The 17,029-nt window shown below is 68.7% G+C and carries 14 protein-coding genes and 4 pseudogenes; 5 read left to right on the forward strand and 13 right to left on the reverse strand.

The features are described from left to right. Window positions 1-158 precede the first annotated feature (158 nt). Entirely contained in the window at window positions 159-803 is a 645-nt protein-coding gene (locus O1Q96_RS20805) for an NADPH-dependent F420 reductase (RefSeq protein WP_419586923.1), read from the reverse strand. 44 nt (window positions 804-847) lie between these two features. Next, the gene (locus tag O1Q96_RS20810) at window positions 848-1,657 is read right to left on the reverse strand and encodes an inositol monophosphatase family protein (protein WP_269249644.1); all 810 of its coding nucleotides are present in this window, start codon (window positions 1,655-1,657) and stop codon (window positions 848-850) included. A gap of 125 nt (window positions 1,658-1,782) precedes the next feature. Between O1Q96_RS20810 and O1Q96_RS20815 the strand changes: the two genes are divergently transcribed. Then, complete coding sequence (locus tag O1Q96_RS20815) at window positions 1,783-2,697, forward strand: LysR family transcriptional regulator (RefSeq protein ID WP_269249645.1); 915 nt, start codon at window positions 1,783-1,785, stop codon at window positions 2,695-2,697. A gap of 327 nt (window positions 2,698-3,024) precedes the next feature. Here O1Q96_RS20815 and O1Q96_RS20820 read toward each other — a convergent pair whose 3' ends face one another. The 3 genes and pseudogenes from O1Q96_RS20820 to O1Q96_RS20830 all read right to left on the reverse strand — a co-directional run. Next, window positions 3,025-3,624 carry a hypothetical protein gene (locus O1Q96_RS20820; RefSeq protein WP_269249646.1) on the reverse strand — a complete coding sequence of 200 codons (600 nt, stop codon included), beginning with the start codon at window positions 3,622-3,624 and terminating at the stop codon, window positions 3,025-3,027. 141 nt (window positions 3,625-3,765) lie between these two features. Beyond that, window positions 3,766-4,113: an antibiotic biosynthesis monooxygenase family protein gene (locus O1Q96_RS20825; protein ID WP_269253667.1), complete on the reverse strand. Its 348-nt coding sequence runs from the start codon at window positions 4,111-4,113 to the stop codon at window positions 3,766-3,768. A gap of 57 nt (window positions 4,114-4,170) precedes the next feature. After that, window positions 4,171-4,548 (reverse strand): annotated as a pseudogene (locus tag O1Q96_RS20830) (RidA family protein); the annotation flags it as partial. Window positions 4,549-4,619: 71 nt separating this feature from the next. Between O1Q96_RS20830 and O1Q96_RS20835 the strand changes: the two are divergent. Next, complete coding sequence (locus O1Q96_RS20835) at window positions 4,620-5,528, forward strand: LysR family transcriptional regulator (protein ID WP_269249647.1); 909 nt, start codon at window positions 4,620-4,622, stop codon at window positions 5,526-5,528. Between the two features lie 280 nt (window positions 5,529-5,808). On the opposite strand, the pseudogene O1Q96_RS44485 reads toward O1Q96_RS20835, so the two are convergent. Continuing rightward, a pseudogene (locus tag O1Q96_RS44485) lies at window positions 5,809-6,105 on the reverse strand (helix-turn-helix domain-containing protein); the annotation flags it as partial. Between the two features lie 92 nt (window positions 6,106-6,197). After that, entirely contained in the window at window positions 6,198-6,644 is a 447-nt protein-coding gene (locus O1Q96_RS20840; RefSeq protein WP_269249648.1) for a MerR family transcriptional regulator, read from the reverse strand. Between the two features lie 180 nt (window positions 6,645-6,824). On the opposite strand from O1Q96_RS20840, the pseudogene O1Q96_RS20845 reads away from it, so the two are divergent. Next, a pseudogene (locus O1Q96_RS20845) lies at window positions 6,825-7,762 on the forward strand (alpha/beta hydrolase family protein). Between the two features lie 49 nt (window positions 7,763-7,811). Here O1Q96_RS20845 and O1Q96_RS20850 read toward each other — a convergent pair. Continuing rightward, window positions 7,812-8,907 (reverse strand): annotated as a pseudogene (locus tag O1Q96_RS20850) (DUF4037 domain-containing protein). A 148-nt stretch (window positions 8,908-9,055) separates the two neighbouring features. Between O1Q96_RS20850 and O1Q96_RS20855 the strand changes: the two are divergent. After that, on the forward strand, window positions 9,056-9,967 hold the full coding sequence (locus O1Q96_RS20855) for an aminoglycoside phosphotransferase family protein (RefSeq protein WP_269249649.1): 912 nt from the start codon (window positions 9,056-9,058) through the stop codon (window positions 9,965-9,967). A 78-nt stretch (window positions 9,968-10,045) separates the two neighbouring features. On the opposite strand, the gene O1Q96_RS20860 is transcribed toward O1Q96_RS20855, so the two are convergent. Next, the gene (locus O1Q96_RS20860) at window positions 10,046-11,005 is read right to left on the reverse strand and encodes a phosphotransferase family protein (protein WP_269249650.1); all 960 of its coding nucleotides are present in this window, start codon (window positions 11,003-11,005) and stop codon (window positions 10,046-10,048) included. 318 nt (window positions 11,006-11,323) lie between these two features. Further along, window positions 11,324-12,760 carry an FG-GAP and VCBS repeat-containing protein gene (locus O1Q96_RS20865; protein ID WP_269249651.1) on the reverse strand — a complete coding sequence of 479 codons (1,437 nt, stop codon included), beginning with the start codon at window positions 12,758-12,760 and terminating at the stop codon, window positions 11,324-11,326. Between the two features lie 465 nt (window positions 12,761-13,225). On the opposite strand from O1Q96_RS20865, the gene O1Q96_RS20870 reads away from it, so the two are divergent. Beyond that, complete coding sequence (locus O1Q96_RS20870; RefSeq protein WP_269249652.1) at window positions 13,226-13,678, forward strand: DUF5707 domain-containing protein; 453 nt, start codon at window positions 13,226-13,228, stop codon at window positions 13,676-13,678. A gap of 95 nt (window positions 13,679-13,773) precedes the next feature. Here the strand turns inward: O1Q96_RS20870 and O1Q96_RS20875 are convergent, their stop codons facing one another. Genes O1Q96_RS20875 through O1Q96_RS20885 form a run of 3 tightly spaced genes read right to left on the reverse strand, consistent with a single transcriptional unit; the run spans window position 13,774 to window position 16,933 of the window. Then, the gene (locus O1Q96_RS20875) at window positions 13,774-14,583 is read right to left on the reverse strand and encodes a class I SAM-dependent methyltransferase (RefSeq protein ID WP_269249653.1); all 810 of its coding nucleotides are present in this window, start codon (window positions 14,581-14,583) and stop codon (window positions 13,774-13,776) included. Continuing rightward, window positions 14,580-15,596 carry an aminotransferase class I/II-fold pyridoxal phosphate-dependent enzyme gene (locus O1Q96_RS20880; RefSeq protein WP_269249654.1) on the reverse strand — a complete coding sequence of 339 codons (1,017 nt, stop codon included), beginning with the start codon at window positions 15,594-15,596 and terminating at the stop codon, window positions 14,580-14,582. Before O1Q96_RS20880 ends, O1Q96_RS20875 begins: the two co-directional genes overlap by 4 nt. Continuing rightward, entirely contained in the window at window positions 15,593-16,933 is a 1,341-nt protein-coding gene (locus tag O1Q96_RS20885; RefSeq protein ID WP_269249655.1) for a radical SAM family protein, read from the reverse strand. Before O1Q96_RS20885 ends, O1Q96_RS20880 begins: the two co-directional genes overlap by 4 nt. Window positions 16,934-17,029 lie beyond the last annotated feature (96 nt).

The raw sequence follows: 17,029 nt of genomic DNA on the forward strand, positions 1-17,029 counted from the left end.
GGGCGTATGCGTCTTTGTGTACGCCGGGCAACGCCCAGCCACAGCATCCGGCCCTTTTCGCCGCTGCTCGGTGGCACGTCCGGTGCGGCTGGACCGGTCGCCCGCCCGGCGGTGCGGGCACGGGACGCGGCCGGGCCACGTCTCCATGGCGGAGGGGGTCAGCGGGCGAGGGAGACGGCGAAGGGAGCGAAGCCGTTGCGGCGCATGATGTGGGGGACGACGAGGATCATGGCTTCGGTGGCGCGGGCGGTGGTGATGCCGCCGAGGTCCTCGATCCAGTCGGGCTGCCAGCCCAGGTCGTTGAGAAGGCCCGTGACGGTCTTCTTTCCCTGCTCGTCGTCTCCGGAGAGGTAGGCGGTGGGCGGGGAGGCCAGGGTTCCCGGGGCGGTCATGACCATGAACAGCATGGTGTTGAGCGTCTTGACGACGCGGGTGTCGGGCAGGGCGGCCTGGAGCTGTTCGGCGAGGCTGCTACCGGGGTAGCACAGGTCGCCGGGCAGCTTGTCGGCGGCGTCGTGGGTGGCGTTGGAGACGTCTATGAGGATCTTGTCCGCGAGTTCGCCCCGCAGTGCGGTGAGCCGGTCCAGGGTGCTGTCTCCGGGGGTGGCATTGATCACGATGTCCGCGGTGCGGGCGGTGGTGGGGTGGTCGGCGTAGCGGATGGCGGTTCCCTCGGCGGGCGGCGTGCCCGTCTCGTGGCTGCTTTGACGGCGGCCGAGGGTGACGTGGTGTCCCGCGGCGGCGAGGCTGCGAGCGAGGTTGGTGCCGACGCGACCGGCGCCCAGAATGCCGATGCTGCTCATGTTGGGGTGCTCCTTGCGGACTCGGTGGGTGTAGGTGGGGCTGGTCAGATCGAGGACAGCACGTCGAGCGCGGCAGAGTGGATGCGGGGGGCGGCGGCCAGGAAGTCGCGGCTGGCCGTACTCCAGGGCTTACCGTCCAGGTCGGTGACGGTACCTCCGGCCTCGGTGACCAGCAGGGCGCCTGCGACGAGGCCGGAGCGGACGTCGGAGAACTGCCAGAAGGCGTCCATGCCTCCGGCGGCGACGTGGATGAGCTGCAGAGTGGCCGGGACGGAGACACGTACGACGAGGCCGGCGGTGAGCATGGCGGTGACCGATGCGCCGATCCTGCGGAAGGTTTCGGTGCTCTCACCGGGCCGGGCCTGTCCGGTGCCGATCAGGGCGGCACCCAGGTCGCTCTTGGCCGACACGGCCAGGGGACGGCCGTTGAGGTGGGCGCCGCCGCCGGCGGCGGCGGTGTAGGTGTCGCCGGTCAGCGGGAGGTGAACGACCGTGAGGACCGGCTGGTTGTCGCGCACCAGGGTGGCAGTGACGGCCCAGTCCGGCATGCCGTGGACGTGGTTGATGTTGCCCTCGGCCGGGTCGACGACCCACCACTCGCCCGGCGGGAGTGCCCCGCCGGCCAGCTCGTCCTCCGCCCACTGCGACCCTGGCCTCGCCTTCAGAAGCGGCTCACGCATCACGGCGAGGACCGCGTCGTCATTGGCGTGGATCTCGCCGACGACCTCCTCCAGACTCACGCCCCGGGCCTGGGTCGTGTAGCGCTCCCGCAGGCTGACTCCGGCGACCTTCACCGTGTCGGTCACCGTGGACAGGAACGTGGCATCGAGGTCGAAAGGCATGGCTGTGGTCATTGCGTACTCCCTGGATTCGCTGGAAACGGGGCGGTGTTGGGTTCTTCCCTCGGCCCCGCATCTCGAAGGTAGAAGCCCCGTCCATTAACAGCAAGTGCATGGTTTTCACTCGTATAGTTACTGTCATGCAACTGGATTTGAACCTGCTCACCGCCCTGGACGCCCTGCTTGAAGAGGGCAGCGTGGCCGGGGCCGCAGCCCGTCTCCACGTCACCGCACCGGCGATGAGCCGCTCGCTGGGCCGTATCCGCAAGGCCACCGGCGACCAGATCCTGGTCCGCACCGGACGCCACATGACCCCCACCACCCACGCGCTGGCCATACGCACCCAGGTCCACGCCCTCGTGCAACAGGCCCACCAACTGCTGTCCCCACAGACGGAACTCGACCTGGCGACTCTGGAGCGAGTGTTCACCGTCCGCTGGCACGACGCCCTCACCACCACGTGCGGGACCGCCCTGATCGCGGCAGTGCACCGCCAGGCCCCCGGGGTGCGACTGCGCCTCACCGCCGAGCCGGGCGACGACACCCCCGAGCTGCGCCGCGGCACGGTGGACCTCGCCTCAAGCGCGGGCCCGCCCTCCCTGCCCGATATCCACCACCGCCTCATCGGCCGTGACCGGCTCGTCCTCGCAGTCCGGCCGGACCACCCGCTCACCGAACAGCCCGTAACCACCGAGAGGTTCGCGGCAGCCGATCACCTCACCGTCTCCCGACGCGGACGCCTGCACGACCCGATCGACGACGCCCTGACCGCACTGGGCCACGAGCGCCGCGTCATCGCCTCCGCCCCCACGACGACGACCGCACTGCAACTCGCCCGTGAAACCGACCTCGTGGTCACCCTGCCCGACGCGGCCACTCGCTCCATCCGCCGCCAGCTCGGCCTGACCACACTGCCGCTGCCGCTCGAGCTGCCCGAAGTGCCCCTCCACCTGCTCTGGCACCAGCGCCACGACAACGACCCCGCCCACACCTGGCTGCGCGAAACAGCCACCCGAACCCTCCAGGCCCTGTTCACCCCGCCGCCCACGGCCTGACCAGCGGCGGCCCTGGCAGGTCCACCCGGTGAACTTGTCACCCGGTACCGGACGCCAAGGGTCCGATCGCCGCCTCCTGACGCACGCCGAGGCGCGGTCATCGTCCTCATTCAGTTCGACATGGAAGGCGGGCATGACGGCGCATTCGGGGAGAGGACGAGGCCATGACTCAACTGACGGTCCGGGCGTGCAAGAACCCTGCGCCAGGCCCCCTTGGCGCCGATACCTGGAGCAGGACGCGATCCGGCTCGGGTGCGACGGCACCAGCCGACCGCCGGCCGGGGCGCTGCCGCTGTCGAGTTGGACGCGAGCGGCGCCCCGAAGTGGTCAGCAGCGCAGGCCGATGATGCCCCAGCCGTGGCGCTCCGCCTCCGTGACCACCTCTCCCCAGTCGGTGAGGAAGTCGGCAAACGATTCGAAGGTCGTGATCCATCCGCTGGGCTCCGCGGCGTGCCGGACGAACGGCTCGCGCATATCACCCAGTTGGGGTGCCGCCTGTCGCCACCATGCCGCGATCAGCGGCACATGGTCGGGCGGACACCACAGCAGCAGGTCTGCCTCCCAGGTGCACGGCCGCTCCGGGAGTCCTGAGGCGAACCCGGTGGTGTCCTCCAGACCGTGCCAGAACAGCGCGTCGTTGAACCGGTCCACCACCGCGCGTGCTCCAGGCGCGACGAAATCGCGCATGTGGTCCCAGCGATGACCAGCCCAAAAGTGCGGCTTGTACGAGCCGAGGGTGTTCCGGAAAGCGTATCTGCCGTACCAGTCCTCACTGGGCTGCGAGGACCACGACCAGCCGTGCTCGAAAAGGTCGTCGCTGTACCCGTCTCCGAAGGCGGCATCGATCAGCATCTCTCCCCGGTCGTCAGGCGCTGCCGCCTCGACCCGCGGCCAGTCCACGATCAATACCTCTATCCCCACGCCCATCACACCAGCGTAGGACGGGAAAGGGGCGTTGATCACCGCTGTGTCCGTGATCGGCCCCGGACTCCTGGTCGACCGAATCCGCCTGACAGCCCGTTCGATGCGGGCTTGTGGCGGGACGGGTGCTGAGGTGACTTTCGTGGGTCAGCCCGCTGTCGGGCTCTGCTGTGCGTCTGTGCGCACGAATCCGTGGCTTCGTTCCACTTTCGCCACGTGCAGAGTGTAGGCCTGGTACCACTGGAGTCGCCCGCGCTGTTGCGCCGCGCGGTGCTCGGTGTTGGTCCGCCACTCCGTGAGGGCATCGGCATCGCGGAAGTAGCTGACGGTGATGCCCAGCCCGCCGGGAGTCTGCGCGTGGTCCACCCCCAGGTATCCGGGGACGTCCTTCACCAGGTCCTCCAAGTGTGCGCTGGTCTCGCTGTAGTTGCTCTGGTCCTCGGCTCGCACCGTAGTGAAGACGGCGGCGTAGTAGGGGGGTTCATAGGCCTCGATGGGCACGGCAGACGCTTCCGAGTGCTTGCTCGTAGCGCCCCTGTGAGGCGGGATGCGCCGCCGCGCGTACACCTCTATCTCGATCTTCATCCGCGGGTCGGCGAGACCACACACGAGCATCGTGGCGGCGGGCTGAACCTCGCCGAAGCAGCGCCGCAGGACCGGCCAGCAGGGTTCGAAGTCTTCGCGGTCGGGGAGCAGATAGCGCACGCGCACCACGTCGGCGAAGGTGCACTTCGCCTCGGCCAGCGCGGCCTCGATGTTGCGCAGGCACTGCTCGGCCTGCTCCACCACGTCGTCGGAGATCGTCATCGTGGCGTAGTCGAACCCGGTCGTCCCGGACACATGCACCCAGTCGCCGTCGACCACCGCACGGGCATAGCCGATCTGCTCCTCAAAGGTCGAGCCACTGAGGATCGCGCGTCGCTCTGTCATGCGCCGACGCTAAATGACCAGCAATGATACGTCTAATAGGTCCACATGCATGGTCTGATATCTCTGAACGTATGGAGCGCCCCGAACTCCCCCTACCGCAGCTGCATGCCTTCGTCGTGCTCGCAGAGGAACTGCACTTCGGACACGCGGCCGCCCGCCTGGGCATCGCTCAACCGCCGCTGAGCCAGCAGATCCGCCGCCTGGAGGACAAGGTCGGCCACGCGTTGTTCACCCGTGCCCCAGGGCATGTCAGCCTGACCCCGGCCGGGAGTGAACTGCTGCCCGCCGCCCGGCGGGCACTCACCGACATCGCGGACGGCCTGGCCGCAGCCCGGGCCGTCGGCAGTGGCAGCGCCGGCTGCCTGCGGATCGGCTTCGCCGCCTCCCTCGCCCTGACGATCCTGCCCGGCCTGCTGCGCACTTTCCGCCACCAGTTCCCTGGTGTGCACCTGGACATCCACGAGATGACCACCGCTCCACAGATCGCTGCCCTGCACGACAAGACCATCGACATCGGTCTCCTGCGCGAACCCCCCACCGGCGAGACGGAGCTCGGCTTCAGTACGGTACTCAGCGAGCACTTCGTGGCCGTGCTGCCGTCCGCCCATCCTCTGGCCACCCAACGGACCGTACGGCTTGCGCAGTTGGCGGATTTGCCCTTCGTTCTGCTGCCCCGCACGGTCGGCCCGACACTGCATGACCAGATCATCGGCCTGTGCACCGCAGCAGGGTTCGCACCGCAGATAGTCCAGCACGCGGTGGAGTGGCAAACCGTGTGCGCCCTCGTGGAAACGGGTCTGGGCGTTTCCTTGGCTCCGGCGAGCATCCGACGCATCCGCCTCAAAGGCGTCGCCTTCCGCAGGATCGAACCCGGCACCGCCCGGACACGCGTGGCCGTCGCCTGGCGCAAGAACGACCACAGTCCTCTGGTTGCACGCCTGCTGGCGACCATCGACCAAGATGCGTCAGGCAGTCCCTAGTCGGCGTCGACTGCGACTGGTCCCAACTGGTTCCACCGCGCCACCCGAGAAGAAGATCTCCACCTGGTTCAGCCAGGTGCGCGCGGCGGGTTGGATGCCTGCGTGAGAGGGACTGCATCGCGGTCTTCCCGCCCGCGCTGAGGACTACCGAGTCCGGTGGGCGATGGAGGTAGAGGGCGTAGACCTCGGCGGCTTTCGCGTAGAAGCCGGGGTCCTCGGGGCGGGTGAGCCATCCGCGTATCAGGTGCGGTTTGAGGTCCAGGCCGGCAAGGATGCGTCCGGCCTGAGAGGCTGAGATGCCGGTGCTGGCCAGGTGATCAGCGATGGCGCGATGGGTCCACTGGCTGTCGACGGCGGGGCGTGCCGAGGTCACCCTGGCCACAATGGCCAGATGCACTTCGGAACCGTAGCGGCGCGGGTGCCCCGGCCGGGGACGGTCCTCCAGGGCTGCGAGTTTTTCGGCGGTGAACCGCTTACGCCAGCGGTGCACGGTGTCCAGGTGCAGCCGGAGCGTGCGGGCGATGACGGCGTTCGCGGTGCCATGTGCGCGGGCAAGGGCGACATGCGCTCGCTGCACTTGCCGCAGCGGCGCCGTTCACGAGCTCGCCCGTTCTCGTGACAACGCGAGCTGGTCACTGTTCCAGAGCACCGGGAAGGGACGGGGCGACGTCATCCCTCACCTTCCCGAGCTTCTTGATCACCGCGGAGGGTGGTGCCGCTGACCTGCGCCGGAGCGGTCGATGCGGGGTCGGGTCGGCAGGGGGTTCCGGTGTCCATGGATGTGGAGGCGCTGGCGATGACCGAGTCGAGCCTGTCTCGGGTGTGCGTGAGATCGGCGATGTGCTGGTCGATGTGACCGCGCTCCACAGTCAGGCGGTCGAGGAGTTCGGGTGTGGCCTTGCCGTCGATGACGCAGGGCGTGAGCTCGGCGATGATCTTGCTCGACAGGCCGGCGGTGAACAGCTCCCGGACCAGGAGGATTCGGGCGACCGCGGTTTCCGGGTAGTGGCGCTGGCCGCTGTTGCTTCGCTCGGCGGTGAGCAGGTTCTGTTCCTCGTAGTACCGCAGGGCCCGGGTGCTGACGCCTGTGCGGCGGGCGAGTTCCCCAATGCGCATTCCGAGCTCCATGTGATCTACGCCATAACGACTTGCCTTTGACGTCGACGTCAAGTTTTAGCGTAGCTGACATGCCCCCGGGGGTTTTCGCCCGATACATCACGGATCAACGCCGCACGCATCCGCAACGTCAGGACCACCTGATCCGCCACCCGCACCACACCGGAAAGAAGCGCGCACATGACCACCCACCAGACGACCGGCCTCACCGGCCCCGCTCCGACCCCGACCGTGACGGTCAAGCCGATCGTGCTGCCCGCCCCCAGCGCGGCCAGGACCTGTACGTACGCGTTTCCGCACCGCTCACTGGCACACGCCTGCCGATCGTGCTCTTCGCGCACGGATTCGGCTCCGACCTGGACGGCTACGCACCGCTGGTCGACCACTGGGCCTCTCATGGCTTCGTGGTGATCCAAGCCACGCATCTCGACTCCAAGCGGGTCGCCATCGCCGCAGACGACTCCCGCAGGCCCCACCTGTGGCGCTACCGCGTGCAGGACATGAAGCGCATCCTGGATGAGCTCAAGCCGCTGGAGGTATCCGTGCCCGGCCTCTCCGGCCGGGTCGACCACAGCCGCATCGTCGCGGCGGGCCACTCCTTCGGAGGCCAGACCGCGGGCATTCTGGTAGGTCTGCGCGTCACCGACCCCCAGACCGGCACCGCCGACGACCTGTCCGACTCCAGGGTCATGGCCAGCATCCAGCTGGCCACGGCCGGCACGGGTGGCGACGACCTGACCCCCTTCGCTCACGAGAACCTTCCCTGGCTCCGCGACCAGGACTTCTCCCACATCACCGCCCCCGGACTGGTGGTCGCCGGTGACAAGGACGATCTCCCGCTCACCACCCGAGGACCCGCCTGGACAAGCGACCCCTACACCCTCAGCCGCGGCAACAAGAGCTTGCTCACCGTCTTCGGCGGCGAGCACTTCCTCGGCGGCATCTCCGGCTACCGGGCAGCAGAGACCACCGACGAGGACCCCAGCCGCGTCGCCCTCGTCCAGCAGGTCACCCTCGCCTACCTACGCCACATCACCGGCATCGACCACACCGACTGGCAGATGGCCCGGTCCGTCCTCGCCGACGCCCGTGCGCTGGGTCGGCTGGACAGCAAGTGACCCTCCGCGGCTGACGCAGGGGCAGCCGGTTCCAGGAGATCGATGCGTTCTAACTGCGGTTGGTCAGGGCCCGTGTCGCGGTGCGCGTCATCTCGCAGTCCACGAGGACGTCCGTGCTGTCGATGAACTGGTCGGCCGCGCCGAAGACCGGCAGGGTCCTGATCTCAGGGTCGGTGATGTGGGCGGTCAGCGCGGCGGTGAAGCGTTCAGCGTGCAGGACCTGGAACGGCCGACTGTGGTAGGGCCGGGTGGTGGGGTCGACCGCGTCGGTGAGGGCGAGTTCGTTGTGGACGGTCGCAATGGCCTCGTAGGCGCGGGCCAACTGCTGTTCGCGGGTGTGCCAGTCGGTTGCCGCGAGAACGGTGCTGAGGAGCGGAGCAAGGGAGGACGCCTGGGGAGTGCGGGCGAAGGCGGAACCGAGCCACTTGCTGTAGGGCGGGTGGCGGCGGTCCATGAGCAGGCAGAGTCGCATCAGATCGCGGACCAGGCGAGCGGCGACTACAGCGGATCCGAGCTCGTCACCCACTTCGCCGCACCTGCCGACGAAGGCCTCCTCCTGGGCGATGCGCTGCCACTGACAGGCAAGGACGTAGAGCCACAGGTCGCGCGGATACCAGCGGAGGTTGGCTCGCGCCGTGGCAAGCTCACCGAGTCCGTCATGGAAGACGGCGCCGGCTGTGACCTCGGCGAGGCGTTGGGTGGGCGTGGCCAGCCAGTCCGCCGAAGTGACACCCTGGGACGGGTCGAAGCCCAGCAGCGCGGTGAACCAGGAACTCGGATCGGTGACCTCGATGCGGTGGTGAACCGGTCCATCGGTGGCCCGCATTACGCAGATATTCCCTTCTCCCGTCGGAGCGAAGTGAGTCGGATAGCCGCAGAAGACCTTCGGCAGCCGCTCGGAAAGCATCGTGGTGATGTGGGCCGTGGTCGGCCGCGTCCTGAGGCTTCAGGAAGATCTGCAGGCGCGGGCCCCATTCGTGGTCTGCGGATCGGGCGGTGTCGAATCCGAGCACCTCTGAGCCGCCGCCGAGACGGGCAGCAGAGTGCGCGACACCCGGAGCGTTCTCGTCCAACAGGGGGCGCACGGCTTGGAGGTAGAAGCGCCGGGAGAGTTCCAGGCCGGGGATGAAGGGTGGTGTGACCATGCCGGGGAGAGTGCCTGATCGGTACGCGGGCGGGCGACCCGTTTTCGCACCTGGCAGGGGTGATCCTGGCTGGCCAGGAACGGGCGTGGCGGTGGGCATTTCGGAGAGTGCGAGTCGGCTCCGTCTGTCTCACCTACTGTGGCTTCGCATGACCGACTCCGAGATCGAGATCACCGCAGAGCTGCTGCACGGCCTTCTCAAGGACCAGCATCCGGACCTTGCAGGGCTGGCCCTCCGCGAAGTAGCCGGCGGCTGGGACAACCACATGTGGCGCCTCGGGGACGAGTTGGTCCTGCGCATGCCGCGCACGGAACGTGCCCCGGATCTCCAGCGCAAAGAGCGCCGGTGGCTGCCCTTCCTGGCGCCGCGCCTTCCGCTCCCGGTTCCGACCCCTGTGCGGATCGGCGAACCGTCCGCGCGCTTCCCGAGGCTCTGGACCATCATGACGTGGGTCCCCGGCGAGCCGCTCGACTGCACCTCGATCAGCCGCAGCGACCACGCTGCCGACACTCTGGCGGGCTTCCTCAAAACGCTCCATGTGGAGGCGCCGACCGATGCGCCGACCAGTTCGGACCGCGGCGCTCACCCCAGGAACTGCACGGACGGCTTCGAGAAGTGTGTGCAAGCGATTGCCCCCGGCGGCATCGCCGGCGACGTACAGGCCCTCTGGGACGTCTGGGACGATGCCGTTGCGGCCCCCGAGTGGCAGGGCCCGCCGGTATGGCTGCACGGTGATCTCCACCCCGCGAATGTCGTCGTCTCGGACGGGACGCTCTCGGGCGTGATCGATTTCGGTGACATGTTCACCGGCGATCCGGCGTGGGACCTTGCGGCCGCGTGGCTGCTCCTGCCCGCAGGCGCAGGCGCACGGTTCTTCGAGGAGTACGCGGATGCGGACGAGGCGACCATCCGGCGCGCCCGAGGTTTGGCTGCGTTGAAGAGCCTCTTCCTCATTCTTATGGGCCAGAACGGGGAGCGGGGCCTTCCCGGCGGCAAGCCGACATGGGGGCCCGCAGGAAGGGCGGCGCTCGATCGTGTTCTGACACCCAGCTGGGGCTGACCCTCTTCCGCGTAGGCCCTGCTCCCTTCTCGGAGCGAGACACTGCCTTGTGGCGAACGAGTTGAGACACCCGGGAATTCAGTCGTGGACCAGTTCCAGCGCCTGCTTCAGGTTGTACTCGGCGATGCCCGCCATGAACGTCCGGTCGGGGAAGTCCCCGTCGAGCAGCCGCAGCGGCCCCGCCGTCAGCGAGAGCCGCTGCGCGAGCATGTAGAGCGCGAGCCGGTCCTCGTCCAGCCCGGCCGCCCTCAGCGGCTGGTAGGCGTCGTGCAGGCGGATCCGCAGAAACACGTGCTCCCACTCGACGTCGAAGTACATCAATCCCTCGATGTCGATCGCCACGGGCATCCCGTCCGCGTCCACCAGCACGTGATCGGGCCCCAGTTCGCCGTGCACGACCGCGTACTCCGCGCGGGGCCGCACCGCGGCCGCCAGGCCCAGCAGCCCGTCCTCCAGCCGGCCGCGGGCGCCCGCGATCCGCGGATCGCGGGAGGCCGCCTCGGCCAGATCACGCAGCGCACGGTCGAGAACCACCGCCTCGCACGACGTACCGCGTGACGCTCCTCCGCCATCGACCAGGGCCACCTTGCCGTACCCCGGTGCCTGGTGACGTCGCATCACTTCCAGGGACTCCGCGAGCCGGGCCATGACCGGAGCGGCAGCACCTGGGTCGCGCGCGAGCAACGCCTCCAGGCTCTCTCCCGGAAGGTCTTCGACGATCGCAAGGTCGGCCGGGCAGTGGGCGCCGTCGCGGTCGACGAGACGGATCGCCGGAACGCGGACGCCGAGTGCGTCCAACCGCGCGTGCGCAGCCTCGAACAGATCGAGCCCGAGGCCGGGCGAGAACGGGTCGGTGAGGTCGCCGTCGCCTGTGGCCGCCGGCCAGTAGTTCTCGGCTTCGTCCCACAGGTAGGCGATCGCCGTCGTCGCATCGTCCATCACCAGGCGGTACACGCCCTTCTTACTGCCGCCCGCGATCCGCTCGACCGTCTCCAGCCGCCGCCCGCCGCCCAGTGCGGCCCACGCCGCACCAGCCAACTGGTCCCGTGTTGCTGCCCTGGGTGCCTCGTTGTGAACCGCCTTTCCAGCATGACAACCCGCGCACCCTACGGGAGCGTCGGCGTGCAGGCCACCGATGCAGAGCGGTGGGCGGCCGTGGCAGCAGGAGGCAGGCGGGCGGATGTTCGGAGAGGGCCGGCACCCGGATACTGACCGCATCGAGAGCGTGAGCGTTCGGGCGATGGCCCGGCCCCGGAGACGGCTCCCACGGCCACCGTCGCGTCATGACCCATCTCACGGAAGACGGCATCACACGCACATCTTCCGTGTCACAGATGGGTCATTCTGCAAGGATCCCTAAAGCCCCAGCACTTCGCCGTACTTGATGGCCCCGTTGGGCAGCGCGAAGCCGAACGGGGTCAGCGACTTGCCCGGCGGGTACGTCTCCTCGGTGCTGCTCGGCGCGAACCAGACGCCACCCGACCTGGGCTCACCGGCGTTCTCGCCGGGCGCGCTCACCGCGGTGTCCCACAAGCCGTCGCGGTTGTAGTCGCCGACGGTCACCTGGGCGCCGAAGCGGTCGCCGGCCTCGGCCGTGCCGGGCATGTTCGGGGTGCTCTGGCTGCGGGCCAGACCGCCGTAGGGGCCGTGCTCCGTGCCGTTCATGACGACGTATCCGCCGGCGTCCTTCACGGTGCCCACGTCCTCTCCGGGCACGCCGACCACCAGTTCCGGACGGTTGTCGCCGTTCAGGTCGCCGGCGGCCAGCGCTGTGCCGAAGTCGTCGCCCTCCTCGGCACTACCGCCGACCTCCGGGCTGGACTGGGTGATGCACTCGTTCTCGGTACCGAACTGTGCGCTCTTGGAACCCTTCAGCCGGAGCAGTGCACCGCCGAGCCGGTCCTCGCAATGCGTCGTCTCCGACTCCGTATTGGGCTGTACGAGGCCGACCGCGAGGTCGTCGGTGCCGTCCCCGTCGAAGTCGGCGGCGGCGAGCGCGCTGCCGCGGTCGGCGTCGGCCCACCACTGAGCGGGCTGGGCCTGGGCGTCCCAGCGCGTGATGAAGGTGCTGGAGTCCTCCAAGCCCTGCCAGGTGGCGGCGAGGTCGTCCCGGCCGTCGCCGTCGAAGTCACCGGTGGCCAGGGCGCGGGTGCTGCCGCCCATGCTGTACCTGCGCACCGTGGTGGTGGTCACCGGGTCGGCGGTGAGTGGGCCGGGGCGGAAGCGGAGCGCGCCGTTCTCCTCGCCGCTCTCGCCGTACGCGAGGTCTGTGTCGCCGTCGCCGTCGTAGTCACCCGTGGCGATGGTGCGGCCGATGCTGCTGTACTCGGACACGCCCCTGGCCACGGTGGTGCCCTTGACGTTCCACGCCAAGCCGTCCAGGACGGTGATGGTGCCCTCGTCCTTGAGCTGATCGGAAGTGAGCGACTCGCCGCTCGCGCCGACGACGAGCTCGAAGACTCCGTCGCCGTTCACGTCGGCAGGTGCCACGGAGGAGCCGAAGCGGTCGCCCGCCTCGGGCGTGCCGGGTATGCCGGCCTCGGCCTGGCTGATGACGCCGGTGGACTGGCTAGGACTCTGCGGGCCGCCGTAGATCACGCTGATGTAGCCGGCTTTGGCCTTGCCGTTCACTGTGGCGTTGGGCATGCCGACCGCGATGTCCGCGTATCCGTCGCCGTTGAAGTCGAACCGCGGAGCCGTTGCAGCTGCGGCACTCCCGGCGAGCGGAAGAGTCAGGCCTGCTGCGGTGAGTGCCGCTACGACGGCGGTGGCAGCAAGGGTGCGTGCGCGCACGGTGAACTCCCAGAGTCGAAAGAGGTAATGAGGACGAAGGGCTGATGGGGATGTGACTCATGAGGTGTACGAACGGTTGCGTGGGAGTGGCCGCCCGGTGGACACGACTTTGGTCTACTCGCCTGCCCCTGCCCCTGCCCCTGCCCCTGCCCCTGCCCCTGCCCCTGCCCCTGCCCCTGCCCCTGCCCCTGTCCCTGCCCTGCCCCGGAGACCGAGCGCCGTAGGCGCGTCCACCCGGCGCGCGCTGCCCAGGCTCCGGACATACGACTCAAGCTGGACGGGGGTCTGGGCGGTGACTGCGGCACCCGCTCTCGCTGCCTCATCCAGATCGACTCAAAGGTCTTTACGCAGGCCGGAGTTGAGTACGCGTGCTCATGTCCAGCGTCCGTTGCGCGGCCAGGATGGGTGCACGGCGCCGTCGAGAGCGCCGGTGTGATCCAGCTGAGCCTGTCGGGGGAATTTCTCATGTCGCGTCGTGTCGTTCTGTCTGTGACTGCCGGTGTCGTCGTCCTCGGAGGTGCCGGTGCCTTCGCCCTCGCCCACGCCGGGGAGCAGCCTCCGTCGCTGGCGCACAGTACGGCCCGATACACCGCGCCCGACGGCGACCGCGCGGGCTCGCTGACCTTCACCACTGACGTCACGGCGTCCTCCGATGTCAAGAACGTGAAGGTGCTGGCCTGGCCGGCGAACTCGTCCTTCGCGAAGAAGAGGCTGACCGCCAAGGACATGGCCGCCGCGGAGTCGGCCGACTGCAAGCCCTCGGGCGGGGACACCGAGCGGTGCACCTACACGGTCGCCGTCACCGGCGCCGATGCCGACGGGTCTCCTCGAGGCCTGTGGCACGTGGCTGTCCTGGCCACCGCCGAGGACGGCCACACGACGCTGGACACCAAGGCGGCCGACTTCACGGTGGAGTGATCCAGACGCGCCTGTCGGCAGCCGCGGGGACGGCAGCGAGGATCACCGCTCGTGCGGCCTCCGGCCAGGCATGTTGGCCGCAACGCTGTGCCGGATCAGCTCAGATGCATCACCGGCACCGACGGCGGATCGCCGATCTGGCCGTTGGCGGTTCGGGAGCGGCAGAACAAGAGCTGCTTCGGCGAGGTGCTCGTGAACGGGGACTGGTCGTAATCCCCGTAGCGCTGCGCGACGTCGAGACCGGCCAGCCGGCAGAGTGCCAGCAGTTCCTCGGGAAAGAAGCAGCGCATGCTGACCTTCTTGATGCGTACGCACACGCCGTCGCGTAGGTAGTCCAGTGTGAAGCGCAGCACTTGGGCGGCGGCGTCGTAGCTGGTCGTCGCTCGCACGTCGAGCGTCGCACCGTCCAGGTCCACGACCGACTTGTGGTGGTAGGGCGACTCGGGAAGCCGGCACAGCTTGGCCATGTCGGGGTTGAACACGTCCAGGATCAGGGTCCCGCCCGGTCGCAGCACCTTTCGCGCCGAGGCGAGGAACGCGACCACGGAATCCAGGTCGTGCAGGTGCTGCATCGCGTTGGTTGCCGAGAACACCAAGGCGAAGCGCCTGTCGGAGCGGATGTCTCGGCAGTCCTGTTCCAGCCACTCGACTGGCAGTCGCTCGCCTGCGGCGCGTTGACGGGCACGCGCAAGCATCGAGGGCATGAGATCAAGCCCTGTGACCTCGACACCCGCCCGCGCGATGGGCAGGGTGATGCGGCCGGTTCCGCAGGCCACCTCCAGGACCGGACCGCCCGCCCGGACCGCTTGGCCGAGGAAGAACGGGATGTCGTGGGTGCGCGCGGCGAACTCCTGATCGTAGAAGTCCGCATCGTCGTATACGGCCAGGTCCTCCAGCGGCTTCATCGCGCCGCCGTCGGCGTCGGACCGAAAGCGTCAGCAAGGCTGGTCAGGATGGAGCCGGACCAACTGCTCTCCCCGAACACGCTGACCGGCATGGCGAGCACGCCGCACTCACGCTGGAGTGTCTCCGCCGGTATTTCAACCGGGAAGAAGTAGTTGCCGGGACAGGTCCGGCTCGCCGTGGGAATCGCCCCGAGCACCTCGTCCGGCAACCGTTCGAACAACCGCTCAGCCCGTGCGGCCAGTTCGCCGACGACCTGCCGGGGCACGTCGCCGTGCTCGGTCAGCAGATGGTCGGCGAGCCTCAGCTGAGCCGGCGTCGGTGGATCCGCCCGGAATGCTTCGGCCAGTTCGGCTTGCGCGGGACCCAGCAGGACCACGCCGAACGTGCGAGGCCACAGCCATCCCTTGGTGACCGAATGCAGCAGGACCGCACAACCGGTGTCCAGCAATCGCCGTGTGCCGGCCGCGAACGGCGCTCCCAGGTCGTAGACGCTGTCGATCAGCAGGCGGCGGCGTGGTGATTCCCGCAACCACGAAATCACCGCGGCACACTCGGCATCGGACAGGTACCGGCCGAGCGGCTTGCTGGGGTTGGCGAGCAGCAGGTATTCGGGCCGGTCGTCCGCCGGCGACCTCGGCAGGGCCGGCGTCGGCAGCGTCGGGTAGGACGCGGGCGTCAGGCCCGCAGCGCGGGCCAGCTCGAAGTAGACCGGGTACACGTCGCTGGGCAGCCACAACCGCGCTTGCACGGTGCGCAGCCGGTGGAACACCACGCCGAGCCCGTGCCGGACCCCTCGACAGACCATGGCCTGGCCGGACCACTCTTCCGGCAGCTCGAAGCGCCGCAGCCAGGCACGGGCGAGATCGCACCGGTGCACCGTGCTCATGCCGGTCGGTGGTTCCGGGCACATCGGGGCAAGCGCCCGGTACACGTTGGTCTCGGCGGCGTCCAGAAGCGATGAGGAGGCGCTGAGTTCTCGCTGCCGGAATTCCTGGAAGTCGTCGAACCTCATGCCGTGGCACCTTCTGGCACGATCTCGCTGGCCCGGTCTTCCAGGGAGGCGTAGCAGCGGCCGTCGGCCATGACGTTCCAGCTGCGTGCGATCCCATTGGTGCGTTCCCAGAACAGGCTGGGTTCGGTGTAGGCGGCGATCCGTACAGGCCGTCCGTCCCAGTTGCCGTGGTAGACCGGCGCACCCCAGGGCAGACGGCTCGCCAGTTCGAAGCCGTGCTGCTCGGCGAACCGGGTGACGACGGACAGCGACACCTGGTGCTCCCGGCTCCAGACGTTGGCGGCGCGGTCGAAGTAGAGCGACTCGGTGCTGGTGGATACGTAGAGCTCTTTGAAGCAGACTTCTTCGACACCGAGAGCCGCGGCCCACGAAAGGTAGTCGGCGACCGCGGACGCGTCGGCGACGCCGCCGTGCTGGAGCACGCAGATGAGCCTCATGCGCAGCCCCGGCCAGCGGTCACGTTCCATGCGCCAGGAGTCGATCACAGAGCTCACCGGCGTGCTCAGCATCATCAGCCGCTCGCTGACAGCGTCGTCCTGATGGTGCCGGGAGACCGCCAGCACGCTCAGGCCTGCGGCGCTCAGGGCTGCGAGACGCCCGGCGCGGTCAGCGTGCGGACCCTTCGCGAGGGTGTGCGCGTTGGTGATCAGGACGACCTTCGGGAAGGCCGCCGAGCAGGCGGACACCAGCCGTAGCTGCTGTTCGAACGGTATGAGCGTGGGTTCCCCGCCGCCGGTGATCACCGCACGTTCGGCACCCGCTGCCCGGGCGCGCTCCAGCCAGTGGGCGACCGCGTCCCATGGGACCCGGGCCGGCGCCTGGTCGCTGGAGATCGAAGCCGCGGAGAAGCAGAACGAACACCGGGCTTGGCAGGCGGAGGCGACCGGCAGAAGCGAAACCGAGCGCGGTCGCATGTCGACGTAGCGACGCTGTGCCGATCCGTGCAGGTGCAGGGAGGCCGCCATCGCGTCTTCGACGGTTGTCGGGCGCAGGGTGAACTCGTCGCCTACGTGGTTGAGTTCGTGGACGGCTGACAACCGGATGCGAGCCTCGTGCAGTTCCATGCCGAGGCCGGTCGCCACGTTGGGCACCAACGTGGCGGGGTCCACCGTGGTTTCCAGCACCAGCAGCCGGTCGCCAGGAATGGCCAGACGGTCCAGCAGGCGTCGCGCCTTGCCGATGCCGATTCCCAACTCCGCACGGGTCAGCAGATGGAACCGGTCGGGATAGGTACTTTCCGGAATCCCCGCCTTGCCGTAAGCGAACGCGTACTTGTCGAAGCCCTTCGCGAAGTTCGACAGCACGATGACGTGGAAGCGCTGGTCACTGTGGTTCATCCCGTCATCATGCATGAACGGGCCCCGGACGACATGGGCCGAACTGCAGGCGGAACGCGGTGCCCCCACATCCGATCCGTCACCGATGACACGCCC

It is taken from the genome of Streptomyces aurantiacus (assembly GCF_027107535.1).
Taxonomy (GTDB): domain Bacteria; phylum Actinomycetota; class Actinomycetes; order Streptomycetales; family Streptomycetaceae; genus Streptomyces.

Bases quoted from the DNA above. Each gene is read 5' to 3' on its own strand.
- O1Q96_RS20885 (WP_269249655.1), bottom strand. From the start codon at position 16,933: ATGAACCACAGTGACCAGCGCTTCCACGTCATCGTGCTGTCGAACTTC.
- O1Q96_RS20815 (WP_269249645.1), top strand. From the start codon at position 1,783: ATGCAACTGGATTTGAACCTGCTCACCGCCCTGGACGCCCTGCTTGAA.
- O1Q96_RS20840 (WP_269249648.1), bottom strand. From the start codon at position 6,644: ATGCGCATTGGGGAACTCGCCCGCCGCACAGGCGTCAGCACCCGGGCC.
- O1Q96_RS20835 (WP_269249647.1), top strand. From the start codon at position 4,620: ATGGAGCGCCCCGAACTCCCCCTACCGCAGCTGCATGCCTTCGTCGTG.
- O1Q96_RS20805 (WP_419586923.1), bottom strand. From the start codon at position 803: ATGAGCAGCATCGGCATTCTGGGCGCCGGTCGCGTCGGCACCAACCTC.
- O1Q96_RS20820 (WP_269249646.1), bottom strand. From the start codon at position 3,624: ATGGGCGTGGGGATAGAGGTATTGATCGTGGACTGGCCGCGGGTCGAG.
- O1Q96_RS20855 (WP_269249649.1), top strand. From the start codon at position 9,056: ATGACCGACTCCGAGATCGAGATCACCGCAGAGCTGCTGCACGGCCTT.
- O1Q96_RS20880 (WP_269249654.1), bottom strand. From the start codon at position 15,596: ATGAGGTTCGACGACTTCCAGGAATTCCGGCAGCGAGAACTCAGCGCC.
- O1Q96_RS20870 (WP_269249652.1), top strand. From the start codon at position 13,226: ATGTCGCGTCGTGTCGTTCTGTCTGTGACTGCCGGTGTCGTCGTCCTC.
- O1Q96_RS20875 (WP_269249653.1), bottom strand. From the start codon at position 14,583: ATGAAGCCGCTGGAGGACCTGGCCGTATACGACGATGCGGACTTCTAC.
- O1Q96_RS20810 (WP_269249644.1), bottom strand. From the start codon at position 1,657: ATGACCACAGCCATGCCTTTCGACCTCGATGCCACGTTCCTGTCCACG.